The organism is Alloalcanivorax venustensis, assembly GCF_047495515.1.
In the GTDB taxonomy this organism is placed as follows: domain Bacteria; phylum Pseudomonadota; class Gammaproteobacteria; order Pseudomonadales; family Alcanivoracaceae; genus Alloalcanivorax; species Alloalcanivorax venustensis.
Genome location: NZ_CP179934.1, coordinates 1,540,837 through 1,556,601 on the forward strand (window position 1 = coordinate 1,540,837; position 15,765 = coordinate 1,556,601).

Below are 15,765 nucleotides of genomic sequence, written 5' to 3' on the forward strand. Positions count from 1 at the left end.
TGATACCTCTGCTGGGTGTACTCCAGACAGGTCGGTACGGCCCGTGCCGTCCATCGCCGGACCCGGAAATCGGGGCGCTCGCCCCCGGGTCGGCTGTGACCTACATCACGTGTGCGCGGCGAATCTACCATCGGAACTGGTCAAAAATCCATCATTTTTGTCCAACAATCATATTTGCTTGCATCTTTGCGGCCCCCGCGGCGCGCGCATAGGAATTCGGGCGGCCATCCCTTATCATTGCGATCCTTATTTCTCCCCCTGCACGTAAAGGAAAAGCCGACCCCATGCTGATCCTCCCCGGTAGCCCGGCCCTATCCGCGTTTAGAAAGGAAAAACTGCTGGAGGCTCTGCCCCAGGCAGAGGCTCTGTCCGCCCGTTTCGTGCACTTCGTGGAGCTGTCTCCAACGGAGGGCGACGCCGGGCTGGATGAGCGCGAGCGCCAGGTGCTCGACAGCCTGCTGGAATACGGCCCCAGCCTGGAAGACGCGGCCGTGGAAGAGAGCGGCAGTGAAACCTTCGTGGTGGTGCCCCGCCCGGGCACGGTGTCGCCGTGGTCGTCCAAGGCCACCGACATCTGCCACAACGCCGGCCTCGCCAAGGTGGCGCGGGTGGAGCGCGGCATTGAGTACCGGCTCAAGCTCAACGGTCCGGCGGACCGGGGCGAGCTGGCGGCGGCGTTGCACGATCGCATGGTGGAAGCCGTGCTCGACCGGCTGGAGGACGCCGAGGTGCTGTTCACCCACCACCGGCCGCGCCCGCTGACCAGCGTGGACGTGATCGGCGGCGGCCGCGAGGCGCTGGCCACCGCCAACGGCGAGCTGGGCCTGGCGCTGGCGGAGGATGAAATCGACTACCTGGCGGAGCGCTTCACCGCCCTGGGGCGCAACCCCTCGGACGCCGAGCTGATGATGTTCGCCCAGGCCAATTCCGAGCACTGCCGCCACAAGATCTTCAACGCGGACTGGACCATCGACGGCCAGGAGCAGGACCTCAGCCTGTTCGCCATGATCCGCAACACCTACAAGCACGCCAGCGAGGGCGTGCTCAGCGCCTACAGCGATAACGCGGCGGTGGTGGCCGGGCCGGTGGCGGACCGCTTCTACCCGGACCCGGGCAACGCCGGTTACCCGTGTGAGTACCGCTACCGCAACGAGCCGGTGCACATGCTGATGAAGGTGGAGACCCACAACCATCCCACCGCCATCGCCCCACGCCCCGGCGCGGCCACCGGCGCCGGCGGCGAGATCCGCGACGAGGGCGCCACCGGCCGCGGCGGCAAGCCCAAGGCCGGCCTCACCGGCTTTTCCGTGTCCAACCTGTGCATCCCCGGTTTCCGCCAGCCCTGGGAAGACGACTACGGCCGCCCCGGGCGCATCGCCTCGCCGCTGGACATCATGATCGACGGGCCGCTGGGCGGCGCCGCCTTTAATAACGAGTTCGGCCGGCCCAACCTGTGCGGCTACTTCCGCACCCTGGAAATCCAGGCGCCGGGCGTGGCCGGCGACGAGCGCCGCGGCTACCACAAGCCGATCATGATCGCCGGCGGGCTGGGCAACGTCCGCGACGGCGACGTGCACAAGAAACCGATTCCGCCGGGCGCCAAGATCATCGTGATCGGCGGCCCGGCCATGCTGATCGGCCTGGGCGGCGGCGCCGCCAGTTCCATGGCCAGCGGCGAATCCGACGAAGCGCTGGATTTCGCCTCGGTGCAGCGCGACAACCCGGAAATCGAGCGCCGCGTCCAGGAAGTGATCGACCGCTGCTGGGCGCTGGGCGAGCACAATCCGATTGTGTCGATCCACGACGTGGGCGCCGGCGGCCTGTCCAACGCGCTGCCGGAGCTGGTCCACGACCACGACCGGGGCGCCAAACTGTCGCTGCGCGCCATCCCCAGCGCCGAACCGGGCATGAGCCCGGTGGAAATCTGGTGCAACGAAGCCCAGGAGCGCTATGTGCTGGCGGTGCTGCCGGAGGACCTGGAGCGCTTCGAGGCGCTGTGTGAGCGCGAGCGCGCGCCGTTCGCGGTGCTCGGCGAGGCCACCGAAGCGGAACACCTGGAGGTGGCCGACGACCACTTCGGCGATGCGCCGGTGGACCTGCCCATGGATCTGCTGTTCGGCAAGCCGCCGAAAATGCAGCGCGGCTACGACCGGGAAGATTTCGAGCGCCAGCCGTTCACCACCGAAGGCATTGAGCTTAAGGACGCCATCGAGCGGGTCATGCGCCTGCCCACGGTGGCCTCCAAGAATTTCCTGATCACCATCGGCGACCGGTCGGTGACCGGCCTGGTGCACCGTGATCAGATGGTCGGCCCCTGGCAGGTGCCGGTGGCCGACTGCGCGGTGACCGCCACCGGCTACAACCAGCGCACCGGTGAAGCCATGGCGATGGGCGAGCGCACCCCGGTGGCGCTGGTCAACGCGGCCGCCTCCGGCCGCATGGCGGTGGCGGAAACCCTCACCAACCTGGCCGGCGCCCACATCGGCTCGCTGGGCCAGATCCGCCTGTCCGCCAACTGGATGGCCGCCGCCGGCCACCCGGGCGAGGACCAGGCCCTGTTTGAAACCGTGAAAGCGGTGGGCATGGAGCTGTGCCCGAAGCTGGGCATCGCCATCCCGGTGGGCAAGGACTCCCTGTCCATGCGCACCCTGTGGCAGGAAAAAGGCATCGACAAGAGCGTGGTGGCGCCGCTGTCGCTGATCGTCTCCGGTTTCGCCAACGTCACCGACATCGGCCTGACCGCCACGCCGCAGCTCAAAACCGGCCTGGACAGCGAGCTGCTGCTGATCGACCTGGGCCGCGGCAAGAACCGCCTGGCCGGCTCGGCGCTGGCCCAGGTGTTCGGCAAGGTCGGCGATGTGGCGCCGGACCTGGATGACGCCGACGATCTGATCGCCTTCTTCGAAGTGACCCAACGGCTGCTGGCGGAAGAGCGCCTGCTCGCCTACCACGACCGCTCCGACGGCGGCCTGTTCACCACCCTGGCGGAGATGGCGTTCGCCGGCCGCACCGGCGTGGACATCGTGCTGGACAACATCGCCGGTGACGGCCCTGAGGCCGTGGCGGCGCTGTTTGCCGAGGAGGCCGGCGCGGTGATCCAGGTGCGCGCCGCCGACGTGCAGGCGGTGCGCCAGCGTTACCAGGACGCCGGTCTGGGCGGCTGCGTGCACAGCGTCGGCACCGTCAACGACGAGGACGTGGTGCGCCTGCGCCTGGGCGGCGCGGTGTTGCGCGAACGCCCGCGCTGGGGCCTGCAGCGGCTGTGGTCGGAAACCAGCTACCGGATTCAGGCGCTGCGCGACAACCCGGACTGCGCCCGCCAGGAGTTCGAATCGATCGCCGATTCCAACGACCCGGGCCTGAACGTGCGGCTCACCTTCGACATGAGCGAGGACGTGGCCAGCCCGTTCATCAACACCGGCGCCCGCCCCAAGGTGGCGATTCTGCGCGAGCAGGGCGTTAACGGCCACATGGAAATGGCCGCCGCCTTCGACCGGGCCGGGTTCAGCGCCATGGACGTGCACATGAGCGACTTGCTCGCCGGCCGCGTCAGCCTGGATGACATGAAAGGCCTGGTGGCCTGCGGCGGCTTCTCCTACGGCGACGTGCTGGGCGCCGGCGAGGGCTGGGCCAAGAGCATTCTCTACAACCCGGGTCTGCGCGACGCCTTCAACCGCTTCTTCTTCCGCGAGGACACCTTCTCGCTGGGGGTCTGCAACGGCTGCCAGATGCTGTCCAACCTCAAGGATCTGATCCCCGGCGCCGAGCACTGGCCGCACTTCGTGCGCAACCTGAGCGAGCAGTTCGAGGCGCGCACCTCGTTGGTGGAGATCCAGGACTCGCCGTCCGTATTGCTGCGTGACATGGCCGGCACCCGCCTGCCGATCGCCGTGGCCCACGGCGAAGGCCGCGCCGAGATCAGCGACCAGGACCTCAACCGCAACATCGAACAGCGGCTGCTGGCATTGCGCTACGTGGACAGCCTGGGCAACCCGGCGGAGCAGTACCCCGCCAACCCCAACGGTTCCGCCCAGGGCGTCACCGGCTTCACCTCCCGCGATGGCCGGGCCACCATCATGATGCCGCACCCGGAGCGGGTGTTCCGCGTGCTGCAGAACAGCTGGATCCCGGATGATTGGCGCCGGTTTGAGAACGGGCCCTGGTATCGGTTGTTTGCCAACGCCCGGAAATGGGTCGGGTGAAGGCAGTTAATAGTTAAGAGTTAATAGTTAACAGTGGAAAGCGAAGTCAAAAGACTGGGCGCTTTTGCGGGATTGGAGTGGGGGAGTATGGCGGACGAGATGTATAACTATTTTGATATGTTGATCGCGGAGTCGCCGGAGCCGACGGCGGTGTCCGAGCGGCGTCGGGAGCTGGCCAGCGAGTTGAAGGCGATCAGTGAGCAGTTGATACGTCTGGACGCGGATGAGGCGGCGCTGGCGGAGTACACTGAGCAGGCGCGGGCGTTGCGTGAACGCCTGGAAGGACATGGCCATCGCAGCATGCGCGATATTCTTGGCCGGCTGATTGTCGGCAAGGGCAGCCGCCAGGACGCGCTGGATATGGCCGACTTTGAAATCCTGACCGGCCAGGCGACGCCGCTGTCGCCGCCGCTGGAGCTGTGGCTGGACGGCGACACCGTGCGCGGCCGCGCCACCTTCGGGCGGCTGTTCATGGGCCCGCCGGGCAAGGTGCACGGTGGCGTGCTGTCCCTGGCCCTGGATATGCTGATGGCCAAGTGTCAGGATTTCGTCACCGGCCTGGGCATGACCGGCACGCTCAACATCCGCTATATGGCGCCCACGCCGCTGAATACGGAGATCCGCTTTGAGTCCCGCGTGACCAAAGTGGAAGGCCGCAAGCTGCTCACCGAAGCCAAGGTGTTCGCCGGCGACACCCAGACCGTGTCCGCCACCGGCGTGTGGATTTCATCCCAGGGCAACTATCAGTTGCGCGACGCCTATGCGCACCTGGCCGAGCCCGCCGACAACGACCGCGAGACCGCCTGAACCCGGGCGGTCCGCCAGGGAGGCCCGATGACCGTCTACAAGCTTTGTTTCTACGTCCCCGAAGAGCATGCCGAAGCGGTGAAGAACGCCGTCTTCGAGGCCGGCGCCGGCCGCATCGGCAACTACGATTGCTGCAGCTTTCAGGTTGCCGGCCAGGGGCAGTTCCGGCCCCTGGAAGGCAGCGACCCCTACATAGGCGGCCAGGGCGAGATCGAAACGGTGCGCGAATTCCGGGTGGAAACCATTTGCATGGAAGACCACCTCAAAGCCGCCCTCAGCGCTCTGCGTCTCGCCCACCCCTACGAAGAGCCCGCCATCGACCTGTGGCGGCTCGAGGACCTGCCTGGTTAGGTTCGGACCAGCGTGCGGGCTTTGTGCGAGCGGGCCCAGCCCGCGAAAGGCCGGCGAATGCCGGCCGGCAGGATCCCAGAGAGCTCTCTAACGGCAGCACAAACAAGGTCTCTGGAATCCTGCCGGGCGACCTGGGTCGCCCTTTCGCGGGCAGACCCGCTCCCACAAGTTCAGCCGTCCAGCGAAGGTTTGCGCTTCAAAGGCGGGATGTCCTGGGTGCGCACCGGAAACTCATTGCCGTTCGCGCGGTCCTGGATAAAGAACTTCAGCGTCCGGCCGATGGTGGGGAAGGCGAGCTCGTCCCAGGGAATCTCATCCTCGGAGAACAGGCCGGCGTCGGCGCTTTCGTCGCCCACGCCGTAGTCGCCGTTGACCATCTCGCTGAGGAAGAACATGTAGACCTGGTTAATGTGCGGCAGGTTGAACACCGTGTACAGGTCGCCGATCGCCACGGTGGCGCAGGCTTCTTCCCAGGTTTCCCGGGCGGCGCCTTCCTGCAGGGTCTCGCCGTTTTCCATATAGCCGGCGGGCAGGGTCCAGTAGCCGACCCGCGGCTCGATGGAGCGTTTGCAGAGCAGGAAGCGGCCTTCCCAGACCGGGATCGCGCCGACCACGATCTTCGGGTTCTGGTAGTGGATCACGCCGCAGTGGTTGCACCAATAGCGGGGCCGGTTATCCCCTTCGGGGATGGAGAACAGAATCTCTTCGCCGCAATGGCTGCAATATTTCATTGATGCTCTCGCCTGCTTATGGAACCTCATCGGGGCGCCTGGCCGCCGGCCGGCATGATGAGGAAACGACAGCCTAATGGCTTGGCGGTGGATCGGCAATTAGGGCGTTTTCACGGGCTCCGCCGTGAATAGAGGGCATCCGGCCTTGCCCGGTGCGCGAGGCCTGTTCAAACTGGTGTTTGAAATAAAACTGGGAGTACCCCGTGCTAGAAAAACTCCGGCAGCGCATGTCGGCCTACCCTTTCAATGATTTACCGGTGGATTTGCCGGAAGCGGCCGTGCTGATGCCGTTCGTGGACCAGCCCGACCCGGAACTGATTCTCACCGTCCGCGCCCAGGGCATGCCCACCCACGCCGGCGAGGTGGCGTTTCCGGGCGGTAAACGGGACCCCGGCGACCGCGATCTGTTGCACACCGCCCTGCGTGAAAGCCATGAGGAGGTGGGGCTGGCCCAGCGTGAAGTGGAGGTGATCGGCCAGCTGTCGCCGCTGGCGTCCCGGTTCGGCATGAAGGTGACCCCGTTCGTGGGCGTGGTGCGGGCCGGGGTGGATCTGACCCCCGAGCCCGGCGAGATCGAGACCATCTTCCAGGTGCCGTTGAGCTTCTTCCTGGAAGAAGAGCCGGAGCTGTCGCCGCCGATCGACTTTTACGGCCGCCGCCTGTGCATGCCCAGTTATTATTACGAGGACAAGCGGATCTGGGGGCTGACCGCCTTTATGATCCTGGATTTGATCAATCATGTGTACGACGCCGATGTGCGTTTCGACCTGACGGGTGAAAAATGATCTATAAACTGGAAGGCCGCCGCGTGGAAATGCGGGGTGAAGGCCAATGGGTGGCGCCCAACGCCACGGTGATTGGTTCGGTGGTGCTGGGCGCCAACAGCAGCGTCTGGTTCGGCGCGGTGATCCGCGGCGACAACGACCTGATCGAGATCGGTGACAACACCAACGTGCAGGAAAATTCCGTACTGCACGTGGACCCGGGCGTGCCGATGAAAATCGGCAACGGCGTCACCGTCGGTCACAAGGTCATGCTGCACGGCTGCACCATCGGCGATAACAGCCTGATCGGTATCAACGCGGTGGTGCTGAACAAGGCGAAAATCGGCAAGAACTGCATCATCGGCGCCCACGCCCTGGTGCCCGAGGGCATGGAAATCCCCGATAATTCCCTGGTGATGGGCGCGCCGGCCAAGGTGGTCAAGGAGATCTCCGACGGCCACAAGGCGATGCTGACCATGAGCAGCCAGCACTACGCCGCCCACGCCAAACACTTCGATGAGCACCTGGAAGTCGATGAGCGCTTTCAATAACCGGCCGGAATTCCCGGAAGCCCCGGTGTCGCCCTGCGTATCGATCTGCGCCCTGGACGGGGACGATATCTGCGTGGGGTGCTTCCGCACCGGCCGCGAGATCAGCTATTGGGGCCTGCTGCCCGTGGAAGAGCGCCGCGAGGTGCTGGTCCGCTGCCAGCAGCGCATGGCCGGCGAACCGGCGCCGTGCATGGTGACGAAGGAGCAGCCGTGAGCGAGACGGAGCAGCCGTTATTGCCCGCCCGTCCCCGGGTGGGGTTGGCGCTGGGCAGCGGGTCCGCCCGGGGATGGGCGCACATCGGCATTATTCAGGCGCTGGAAGAGCGCGGCATCGAAATCGACGTGGTGGCGGGCACCTCCATCGGCGCCCTGGTGGGCGGCGCCTACGTCAGCGGCGCGCTGAAGGAGTTCGGTGACTGGGTGCGCACCCTGACCACCAAGGACGTCTTCGGACTGATGGATTTCACTTTCTCCGGCGGGGTGGTGAAGGGGGAAAAGCTGTTCGGCTTTTTCGAGAAGCTGCACAGCAACCCCAATATCGAAGACCTGGAAAAGCGGTTCGTCACCGTGGCCACGGACATGAAAAGCGGCCGCGAAGTGTGGATCAGCAAGGGGCCGGTGCTGGACGCCGCCCGCGCCTCCTGCGCGCTGCCCGGGCTGTTCTCGCCCCTGCAGCACCAGCGGCGCTGGATGCTGGACGGCGGCCTGGTCAACCCGGTGCCGGTGTCGGCGGCGCGGGCGTTCGGCGCCGACGTGGTGATCGCGGTGAACCTGAACGCCCAGCTGGTGGGTGCGCACCTGTCCCGCCAGACACCGCCGGAGGGTGGCGACAGCGACGAGGACCGCAGCCTGTGGCAGAAGATGACCCACTACTTCTCATCCCAGGACGGCGGCCCGCCGGGCTTCTTCGATGTGGTGGCGTCCAGCGTCAATATCATGCAGGACCGCATCACCCGCTCGCGGATGGCCGGCGATCCGCCGGAAGTCACCCTGATTCCGCTGCTGGAGGATTTCGCCCTGATGGACTTCCACCGCGCCGGGGAAGCCATTGATGAGGGCTACCGGCTGGTGGAGCGGCATGAGGGGGATATTTTTGCTTGGGTGGGGGCGCCGGACGCGGACAGAGTGTAGGTCTCTGGGATCCTGCCGGCCGGCGCAGCCGGCCTTTCGCGGGCGGGGCCCGCTCGCACAGGGGTGCCGGTTTTAGGGGGCCTCGGGCTCGTTTGAGGCGTGGCGTACCTTGGCGGCCTTCACCATGTTGTCCTTCACCTGCAGGATTTCGATCAGGTAGTCGCCGATGCGGATCGAGATGTTGGCGTCGGGGATGTCCTGCAGGTATTCCAGGATCAAGCCGTTGAGCGTGCGCGGTCCGCCGGTGGGCAGGTCCCAGTCCAGTGAGCGGTTGATCTCGCGCAGGTGGGTGGCGCCGTCGATCACATGGCTGCCGTCCTCCTGGGGGTGGATGTCCTGGCTGGTGGCGGCCAGGTCGGTGGTGAATTCGCCGACGATCTCCTCGAGGATGTCCTCCAGCGTCACCAGCCCCAGCACGTCGCCGTATTCGTCCACCACGATGCCGATGCGCCGCCGCGCGTTCTGGAAATTGATCAGCTGACGGTTCAGCGACGTGCCTTCCGGCACGAAGTAGGGCTCCACCGTGTGCTGCATCAGCTCCGCTTTGTTGATGTCTTCCTTGAGCAGCAGCCGGCTCAGTTTGCGCAGGTGCAGCAGGCCCAGCATGTTGTTGGGGTCGCTGCGGTAGACGGGCAGCCGGGTGTGCTGGCTGGCGCGCAGGGTGGACATGATCTCGTCCATGTCGTCGTCGATATCCACGCCCACCATCTCGTTGCGCGGGATCATGATGTCTTCCACCGTGACGCTTTCCAGATCCAGGATATTGAGCAGCATCTTCTGGTGCTTTTCCGGGATCAGGCCGCCGGCCTCGTTGACCACGGTGCGCAGCTCCTCGGGGCTGAGGTGGTCGTCGTCGCTGTTGCGGGTCTGGGCGCCGGCCAGCTTCAGGAACACCATGCTGATGCCGTTGACCAGCCACACCAGCGGCGCCAGCAGCACCTGCAGGGGCTTGAGCACCACGCTGGCGGGGAAGGCGATGCGCTCCGGCTTGAGCGCGGCGTAGGTTTTCGGGGTGATCTCCGCGAATACCAGCATCACCAGGGTGATCACCACCGGTGCCACCGCCGCGCCGCTGTCGCCCAGCCAGCGGATCGCCAGGATCGCCGCCACCGTGGCGGCGAAGTTGTTGACGAAATTGTTACCGATCAGGATCACCGACAGCAGGCGGTCGGTGCGGCGCAGCAGGCTCTCCACCCGCACGGCGGCGCGGTGCCCCTGGCGGGCCAGATGCCGCAGGCGATAGCGGTTGATCGCCACCATGCCGGTTTCACTGCTGGAGAAGAAGGCGGAGCCGAGAATCAGGATGATCAGGGCGGTGATCAGCCACCCGTCGGAGAAACTGTCCAAGAGGAAGTCGTTTCGTTGCTTATTGGCAGCACATTGTTTGGGGTCGGCGGTGGGCTGTCAACTGTGTCCCAGCCACAGGGCGGTCAGCTCCGCGCGGCTGCGCACATTGAATTTGCGGAACAGGGTTTTCACGTACTGGTGGGTGGTGTGCGGGCTCTGGCCCATGGCCTCGGCGATGTTTTTCTCGGCGCTGCCGGCCAGCATATGCTTGAGCACGCCGCGCTCGGTGGGGGTGAGCGGGGCGTCGGCCATCAGCTGGCCGTAGCTGAGGTGGATCTGCCGGTTCAGCCAGCCCAGGCTGCGCAGGGCGTAACTGGCGACGTCCAGGTCCTGCGGGGCGAAATCGGGCTGGCCGCGCAGCCGGTCGAACATAAAGTAGCTTTCCACGTCCTCGTTCACCGGCATCACCACGAACAGGCGGTCGGTGATGCCGCGCCCCAGATAATGGTGGATGTAGTGGTCGCCGGAGTAGAACCCCTCGGAGACGTGGTCCACCAGCAGGGTGGCGCGGAAGTCGCCGGCACGGCGCACATGGTTGTAGGTGGATTCGTCCGGGATGCCTTTGTCGAGCCGTTTCACCGCGCCGGTGTAGGCCTGCTGGTCCGCCGGCAGCTCGCCGTGGAAGAACACCGAACGCGCCCGCCAGCCCAGCAGCGGGTCGTTGTGGGCGTCGTCGGCGAGGCGCAGGGAGGAGAGCCACAGGCCGTGGCGTGAGTCGATCAGCGCGCTGATCTCGGTGAACAGTTTGTTCAGGCAGACTTCGGGGGCGGAGGCGGGCAGTTCGGCCATCTCGTCCCACAGGCGGTGGATGGCGGTCCGTGTCTCCTCATCGATGTGCATCCCGCCCTCCCTAGGTTTTGTCGAGAATCACTTCCAAAACCAGTTGGGAGCCGAAGAACGCCACCACCAGCACCGCGAAGCCCGCCAGGGTGAAGCGCACCGCCGTGCGGCCGCGCCAGCCGCGCAGATGGCGGCCGCTCAGCAGCACCGCGAAAATCACCCAGGAGACCAGCGTCAGCACGGTCTTGTGCACCAGGTGCTGGGCGAACAGGTCGTCCACGTACATAAAGCCGAACAGAATCGCCAGCGTCAGCAGGCTCTGGCCCAGCCAGATGGTGTCGAACAGCATCGACTCCATCACCTGCATGGGCGGGAACAGGCGCATCACCCCGCGGATATGGCCGTCCTTGAGCTGGCGGTCCTGGACCATCAGCAGCAGGGCCTGGCAGGCGGACAGCACCAGCACCGCGTAGGCGAGGATCGAGAGCAGCACATGCAGGCCGATGCCGTGCTCCAGCGGATGGGCGTTGTAACCGGTGTCGATCCACAGGCTGGCGGGGATGATCAATGCCGCGAACGGAAACACCAGCGCGCCGATCCACTGAAACGGCCGGTACAGGCTGGACACCAGCACCAGCCCGGCGCCCACCGCCGCCATGCAGGAGGCCACCGAGAACAGGCCCAGGCGCAGCCCCTGGTCGGTGACCAGCAGGAAATACAGCCCCACGGCGTGGGTGGCCACCGCCAGACCGCCGGGCAGCATCAGCACCGCCCGTGACGGCGCCGCCTGACCGCGGAACTGGCGGTACAGCAGCAGCGACGAGAGCGCGTATAAAAAAGTGGCGATCAGGCCCAGGGCCTCGGCAGCAGTCATAGGGTGCGATTTCTCCGAAAAAGCCGCCGAAGTCTGGCACAGGTCCCGGTGCTTTTGAAGCGCCAGCCATGACGGGCGGGGCATCGGTGCCCTATAATCGGCGGCCTGTCGTCTCGGCGTGCGCGGTCAGCGCCGCCGAGCGCTCGAAATCTGGAGGTTGATGATCATGTTCGAGAATCTCACGGACCGCCTGGGCCAGTCACTCAAAGGCCTGGCCGGCCAGGGGCAGCTCACCGAAGACAATATCCGCGACACCCTGCGCGAGGTGCGCAAGGCGCTGCTGGAGGCCGACGTGGCCCTGCCGGTGGTCAAGGAGTTCGTGGAACAGGTCAAGGAAAAGGCCCTCGGCCAGGAGGTGTTGAAGAGCCTTAACCCGGGCCAGGCGTTCGTCAAGATCGTCAACGACGAGCTGGTGCACACCATGGGCGACGCCAACGACGCCCTGAATCTGGCCTCCAAGCCGCCGGTGGTGATCATGATGGCGGGCCTGCAGGGCGCCGGTAAGACCACCTCGGTGGCCAAGCTGGCGCGTTTCCTCCAGGAGCGGGAAAAGAAGAAGGTGATGGTGGTGTCCGCCGACGTCTACCGCCCGGCGGCCATCGACCAGCTGCAGACCCTGGCCGGCGAGGTGAAGGCGGAATTCTTCCCCTCCACCGGTGACCAGGACCCGGTCGACATCGCCAACAACGCCCTGGCGTCGGCGCGCAGCAAATATATGGACGTGCTGATCGTCGATACCGCCGGTCGTCTGCACGTGGACGAGCAGATGATGGGCGAGATCAGCCGTCTGCACGGCGCCATCAGCCCGGCGGAGACCCTGTTCGTGGTCGACGCCATGACCGGCCAGGACGCCGCCAACACCGCCCAGGCCTTTAATGAGGCGCTGCCGCTCACCGGCGTGATCCTCACCAAGGCGGACGGCGACTCCCGGGGCGGCGCGGCGCTGTCCGTGCGCCACCTCACCGGCAAGCCGATCAAATTCATCGGCATGGGCGAGAAAACCGACGCCCTGGAGCCCTTCCACCCGGACCGGATCGCCAGCCGCATTCTCGGCATGGGCGACGTGCTGTCGCTGGTGGAGCAGGCCGAGCGCACCCTGGACAAGAAGAAAGCCGACAAGATCGCCAAGAAGTTCAAGAAAGGCCGGGCGATGGACTTCGAGGATCTGAAGGACCAGTTCCAGCAGATGCGCAACATGGGCGGCATGGCCAGCCTGCTCGACAAGCTGCCCGGCATGGGCGGCATGATGGAGGCGGCCCAGAACCCGGCCTCCATGAAACAGATGAAGCACATGGAAGCCCTGATCGACTCCATGACCCCCAAGGAGCGCCGCAACCCGGACGTGATCAAGGGCTCGCGTAAGAAGCGCATCGCCGCCGGCGCCGGCCTGGAAATCCAGGACCTCAACCGCCTCATGAAGCAGCAGAAAATGATGGCGAAGATGATGAAGAAGATGCGCGGCAAGGGCGGCATGAAGAACATGATGCGCGGCATGGAAGGCATGATGGGCGGCGGCTCCGGCGGTCCCGGCGGCGGCATGCCCCCGGGCGGCATGGGCGGCGGCGGTGGCATGCCGCCCATGGGCGGTGGCGGCGGTGGTCTGCCCCCCATGGGAGGCGGCCGCTAGGGCTTTATCTCGGCTGCGGATGGGCGTACAATCCGCACCCTTCGCGACCCGACCGGGCCTTTTTCATGGCGCCGGGCGGGTTTTCAAGCGGATACGATGGCCAGCGGCGGGCGCCGCGGGCCGGGAAACCGGATTGAATTAAGGTAATTGAATTATGGTAGTTATTCGTCTCGCCCGCAGTGGCGCCAAGAAACGTCCCTTCTATCACATCGCCGTGGCCGACAGCCGCACTTCCCGCGATGGCCGTTTCATCGAACGTCTGGGCTTCTACAACCCGATCGCCCGTGGCGGCGAAATCCCGCTGCGCATTGATCTGGCCAAGGTTGACGCCTGGGTCGCCGAGGGTGCTCAGCCCTCCGAGCGCGTTAAGGCGCTGGTCAAGAAAGCCCGGAAAGAAGCCGAGAAAAGCGCGTAAGGCGCGCGTAGCGAGCGCCTGAAGATGGCGGCAGCCGATAACGCCCTGACATCCGAGCAGGTGTTGGTGGTGGGCCGCGTAATGGCGGTCCACGGCGTCCAGGGGTGGGTGAAGGTGTATTCCCACACCGACCCGATGGAAAACATCTTCGAGTATCAGCCCTGGTATATGCGTCGCGGCGAGCACTGGCTGCCGGTGACGCTCACCGGCAAGCGCCGGCAGGGCAAGGGGCTGGTGGCCGGCGTGCAAGGTTGCAACGACCGGGACCAGGCCCAGCAAGAGCTGGTCGGGCGGGACATCGCCGTCCCCCGCGACCTGCTGCCCCGCTCCGGCGGGGGCGATTATTACTGGCGCGATCTGATCGGCCTGCGGGTGAAACTCGCCGACGGCCGGGATCTGGGCCGGGTGCACAGTTTAATGGAAACCGGCGCCAACGATGTTCTGGTGGTGCGCGGCGACGGCGACAGTCTCGACCGGGAAGAGCGGTTGCTCCCCTGGTTGCCCGAGCAGGTGATTCTGGATGTGGATCTGGAGCACGGCGAGATGCGGGTGGACTGGGACCCGGAGTTTTAGCGAAGCGGCTCTAACGGGGGCACGGCCATGCGGATAACGCTGATCACCCTGTTCCCGGAGATGGCGCGGGCGGTCACCGACTTCGGGGTTACCCGGCGCGCGGTGGAGAACGGCCAGCTGGTGCTGGACACGGTGAACCCGCGGGATTTCACCGAGGACCGCCACCGCACCGTGGACGACCGCCCCTTCGGCGGCGGCCCCGGCATGGTGATGAAGGTGGCGCCGCTGGAAAAGGCGCTCACCCACGCCCGGCAACGGGCCGGCGGTGGCAGGGTGATCTACCTGTCGCCCCAGGGGCGGCCGCTGACCCAGGCGAAAGCCGAAGCGCTGGCGGCGGAGCCGGAACTGATTCTGCTTGCCGGTCGCTACGAAGGGGTCGATGAGCGATTGTTGGAAGCGTCGGTGGACGAGCAGATCTCCATCGGCGACTACGTGCTCAGCGGCGGTGAACTGCCGGCGCTGGTACTGATCGACGCGGTGACGCGTCTGCTGCCCGGAGTGCTCGGGCATCAGGATTCGGCGGCCCAGGATTCGTTTTCCGGTGATATGGAAAACCTGCTGGACTGCCCGCACTACACACGGCCCGAGCTGTATCAGGGCCGGTCGGTGCCTGAAGTTCTGCTCAGTGGCGACCACGAACGGATCCGCCGCTGGCGTTTGAAGCAGGCACTGGGACGCACCTGGCGGTGGCGTCCCGAACTGCTGGAGGCCCGCCGGGAGCGGGGCTTGAGCAAGGAAGAGAGCGAGTTGCTCGACGAATACATCCGCGAGTTCAAAGCGCGGGACGACGGGCAGCAATACAGCGATCAATGAACCGAGGAGCCTGCCATGAGCGGCAAAAAACCCCTGATTCAGGAAATCGAACAGGCACAGCTGAAAACCGATGTGCCCGAGTTCGGCGCCGGTGACACCGTCACCGTGCAAGTGAAAGTGAAAGAAGGCACCCGTGAGCGTCTGCAGGCGTTCCAGGGTGTGGTCATCGCCCGCCGTAACCGCGGTCTCAACTCCGCCTTCACGGTGCGTAAGGTGTCCCACGGCGTGGGCGTTGAGCGGGTGTTCCAGCTGCACAGCCCGATCATCGATTCCATCGAAGTGAACCGTCGCGGCGACGTGCGTCGCGCCAAGCTGTACTTCCTGCGTGACCGCTCCGGTAAGTCCGCGCGGATCAAGGAAAAAATCCGCAAGTAATCGAACTTGCGGTTGTGCCGCCGCGAGCCATGTCGTCTCAGCCTTTGCTGTAGGGCAATTCGGAGACGACCTCTGGTCCGGCGGACGCTCCCAAAAAAAGGGCCACCCCAGGGTGGCCCTTTTTTATGCGGCTTGCGGCTGCCTCTATTTAGACACCGCCCGGAACACCGCCAGAATCACCAGAGCGCCGATCACTGCGGTCACCAGGCCGCCCAGGCTGAACGAGCCCACCGGGCCGCCGATGCCGGCCATGGCGCCCAGCCAGCCGCCGACGATCGCGCCGATAATGCCGAGAATAGTGGTGAGAATAAATCCCCCGCCGTCGCGGCCGGGCATGATCCATTTGGCGATGATGCCCGCCAAAAGCCCCAGTACGATCCACGATAAAATGCCCATAAAACGTTCTCCTTGGCCGATTCATTGA

At 65.6% G+C, this 15,765-nt stretch carries 17 protein-coding genes; 12 read left to right on the plus strand and 5 right to left on the minus strand.

Annotated elements, in window-relative coordinates; translation table 11 throughout:
* Positions 1 to 284: 284 nt before the first annotated feature.
* From purL to ACMG4O_RS07395, 3 genes are all read left to right on the plus strand, one after another.
* Positions 285 to 4,202 (plus strand): phosphoribosylformylglycinamidine synthase, encoded by a 3,918-nt coding sequence (gene purL, locus ACMG4O_RS07385; RefSeq protein WP_414434776.1) that lies wholly within the window; start codon positions 285 to 287, stop codon positions 4,200 to 4,202.
* A gap of 87 nt (positions 4,203 to 4,289) precedes the next feature.
* A complete protein-coding gene (locus tag ACMG4O_RS07390) occupies positions 4,290 to 5,009 on the plus strand; it encodes a PaaI family thioesterase (protein WP_142948578.1) in 720 nt (239 codons plus the stop codon).
* A 27-nt stretch (positions 5,010 to 5,036) separates the two neighbouring features.
* Positions 5,037 to 5,360: a YqfO family protein gene (locus ACMG4O_RS07395; RefSeq protein ID WP_142948579.1), complete on the plus strand. Its 324-nt coding sequence runs from the start codon at positions 5,037 to 5,039 to the stop codon at positions 5,358 to 5,360.
* Between the two features lie 170 nt (positions 5,361 to 5,530).
* Here the strand turns inward: ACMG4O_RS07395 and ACMG4O_RS07400 are convergent, their stop codons facing one another.
* The gene (locus ACMG4O_RS07400) at positions 5,531 to 6,091 is read right to left on the minus strand and encodes an NUDIX hydrolase (protein ID WP_067609799.1); all 561 of its coding nucleotides are present in this window, start codon (positions 6,089 to 6,091) and stop codon (positions 5,531 to 5,533) included.
* Positions 6,092 to 6,294: 203 nt separating this feature from the next.
* Here ACMG4O_RS07400 and ACMG4O_RS07405 point away from each other — a divergent pair, with 203 nt between their 5' ends.
* From ACMG4O_RS07405 to rssA, 4 genes are read left to right on the plus strand one after another with little or no spacing between them, the layout of a single operon-like run.
* A complete protein-coding gene (locus ACMG4O_RS07405) occupies positions 6,295 to 6,876 on the plus strand; it encodes a CoA pyrophosphatase (RefSeq protein WP_370202275.1) in 582 nt (193 codons plus the stop codon).
* Positions 6,873 to 7,406: a gamma carbonic anhydrase family protein gene (locus ACMG4O_RS07410; protein WP_067611227.1), complete on the plus strand. Its 534-nt coding sequence runs from the start codon at positions 6,873 to 6,875 to the stop codon at positions 7,404 to 7,406. Before ACMG4O_RS07405 ends, ACMG4O_RS07410 begins: the two co-directional genes overlap by 4 nt.
* Entirely contained in the window at positions 7,390 to 7,620 is a 231-nt protein-coding gene (locus ACMG4O_RS07415) for a DUF1289 domain-containing protein (RefSeq protein WP_142948582.1), read from the plus strand. Before ACMG4O_RS07410 ends, ACMG4O_RS07415 begins: the two co-directional genes overlap by 17 nt.
* On the plus strand, positions 7,617 to 8,537 hold the full coding sequence (gene rssA, locus ACMG4O_RS07420) for a patatin-like phospholipase RssA (protein WP_370202276.1): 921 nt from the start codon (positions 7,617 to 7,619) through the stop codon (positions 8,535 to 8,537). The genes ACMG4O_RS07415 and rssA overlap by 4 nt, the downstream gene beginning before the upstream one ends.
* A 72-nt stretch (positions 8,538 to 8,609) precedes the next feature.
* Here rssA and ACMG4O_RS07425 read toward each other — a convergent pair whose 3' ends face one another.
* The 3 genes from ACMG4O_RS07425 to ACMG4O_RS07435 are packed head-to-tail and all read right to left on the minus strand — an operon-like array spanning position 8,610 to position 11,538.
* Entirely contained in the window at positions 8,610 to 9,884 is a 1,275-nt protein-coding gene (locus ACMG4O_RS07425) for an HlyC/CorC family transporter (RefSeq protein ID WP_414434777.1), read from the minus strand.
* Between the two features lie 57 nt (positions 9,885 to 9,941).
* Positions 9,942 to 10,724, minus strand: a complete 783-nt coding sequence (locus tag ACMG4O_RS07430) for a response regulator transcription factor (RefSeq protein ID WP_414434778.1) — start codon at positions 10,722 to 10,724, stop codon at positions 9,942 to 9,944.
* Positions 10,725 to 10,734: 10 nt separating this feature from the next.
* Positions 10,735 to 11,538: a cytochrome C assembly family protein gene (locus tag ACMG4O_RS07435; protein WP_370211993.1), complete on the minus strand. Its 804-nt coding sequence runs from the start codon at positions 11,536 to 11,538 to the stop codon at positions 10,735 to 10,737.
* Positions 11,539 to 11,704: 166 nt separating this feature from the next.
* Here ACMG4O_RS07435 and ffh point away from each other — a divergent pair, with 166 nt between their 5' ends.
* The 5 genes from ffh (at position 11,705) to rplS (ending at position 15,341) form a co-directional block, all read left to right on the plus strand.
* Positions 11,705 to 13,165 (plus strand): signal recognition particle protein, encoded by a 1,461-nt coding sequence (gene ffh / locus ACMG4O_RS07440; protein WP_414434779.1) that lies wholly within the window; start codon positions 11,705 to 11,707, stop codon positions 13,163 to 13,165.
* 154 nt (positions 13,166 to 13,319) lie between these two features.
* The gene (rpsP, locus tag ACMG4O_RS07445) at positions 13,320 to 13,580 is read left to right on the plus strand and encodes a 30S ribosomal protein S16 (protein WP_142948588.1); all 261 of its coding nucleotides are present in this window, start codon (positions 13,320 to 13,322) and stop codon (positions 13,578 to 13,580) included.
* 24 nt (positions 13,581 to 13,604) lie between these two features.
* The gene (rimM, locus tag ACMG4O_RS07450) at positions 13,605 to 14,153 is read left to right on the plus strand and encodes a ribosome maturation factor RimM (RefSeq protein ID WP_414434780.1); all 549 of its coding nucleotides are present in this window, start codon (positions 13,605 to 13,607) and stop codon (positions 14,151 to 14,153) included.
* A gap of 27 nt (positions 14,154 to 14,180) precedes the next feature.
* Positions 14,181 to 14,966, plus strand: a complete 786-nt coding sequence (gene trmD / locus ACMG4O_RS07455) for a tRNA (guanosine(37)-N1)-methyltransferase TrmD (RefSeq protein WP_414434781.1) — start codon at positions 14,181 to 14,183, stop codon at positions 14,964 to 14,966.
* A 15-nt stretch (positions 14,967 to 14,981) separates the two neighbouring features.
* The gene (gene rplS / locus ACMG4O_RS07460) at positions 14,982 to 15,341 is read left to right on the plus strand and encodes a 50S ribosomal protein L19 (RefSeq protein WP_142948591.1); all 360 of its coding nucleotides are present in this window, start codon (positions 14,982 to 14,984) and stop codon (positions 15,339 to 15,341) included.
* A gap of 144 nt (positions 15,342 to 15,485) precedes the next feature.
* On the opposite strand, the gene ACMG4O_RS07465 is transcribed toward rplS, so the two are convergent.
* A complete protein-coding gene (locus tag ACMG4O_RS07465; RefSeq protein WP_142948592.1) occupies positions 15,486 to 15,737 on the minus strand; it encodes a GlsB/YeaQ/YmgE family stress response membrane protein in 252 nt (83 codons plus the stop codon).
* Between the last annotated feature and the right edge of the window lie 28 nt (positions 15,738 to 15,765).

Coding starts and splice junctions, on each gene's coding strand:
- purL (WP_414434776.1), top strand. CDS start 285: ATGCTGATCCTCCCCGGTAGCCCGGCCCTATCCGCGTTTAGAAAGGAA.
- ACMG4O_RS07390 (WP_142948578.1), top strand. CDS start 4,290: ATGGCGGACGAGATGTATAACTATTTTGATATGTTGATCGCGGAGTCG.
- ACMG4O_RS07395 (WP_142948579.1), top strand. CDS start 5,037: ATGACCGTCTACAAGCTTTGTTTCTACGTCCCCGAAGAGCATGCCGAA.
- ACMG4O_RS07400 (WP_067609799.1), bottom strand. CDS start 6,091: ATGAAATATTGCAGCCATTGCGGCGAAGAGATTCTGTTCTCCATCCCC.
- ACMG4O_RS07410 (WP_067611227.1), top strand. CDS start 6,873: ATGATCTATAAACTGGAAGGCCGCCGCGTGGAAATGCGGGGTGAAGGC.
- ACMG4O_RS07415 (WP_142948582.1), top strand. CDS start 7,390: ATGAGCGCTTTCAATAACCGGCCGGAATTCCCGGAAGCCCCGGTGTCG.
- ACMG4O_RS07430 (WP_414434778.1), bottom strand. CDS start 10,724: ATGCACATCGATGAGGAGACACGGACCGCCATCCACCGCCTGTGGGAC.
- ACMG4O_RS07435 (WP_370211993.1), bottom strand. CDS start 11,538: ATGACTGCTGCCGAGGCCCTGGGCCTGATCGCCACTTTTTTATACGCG.
- ffh (WP_414434779.1), top strand. CDS start 11,705: ATGTTCGAGAATCTCACGGACCGCCTGGGCCAGTCACTCAAAGGCCTG.
- rpsP (WP_142948588.1), top strand. CDS start 13,320: ATGGTAGTTATTCGTCTCGCCCGCAGTGGCGCCAAGAAACGTCCCTTC.
- rimM (WP_414434780.1), top strand. CDS start 13,605: ATGGCGGCAGCCGATAACGCCCTGACATCCGAGCAGGTGTTGGTGGTG.
- trmD (WP_414434781.1), top strand. CDS start 14,181: ATGCGGATAACGCTGATCACCCTGTTCCCGGAGATGGCGCGGGCGGTC.
- rplS (WP_142948591.1), top strand. CDS start 14,982: ATGAGCGGCAAAAAACCCCTGATTCAGGAAATCGAACAGGCACAGCTG.
- ACMG4O_RS07465 (WP_142948592.1), bottom strand. CDS start 15,737: ATGGGCATTTTATCGTGGATCGTACTGGGGCTTTTGGCGGGCATCATC.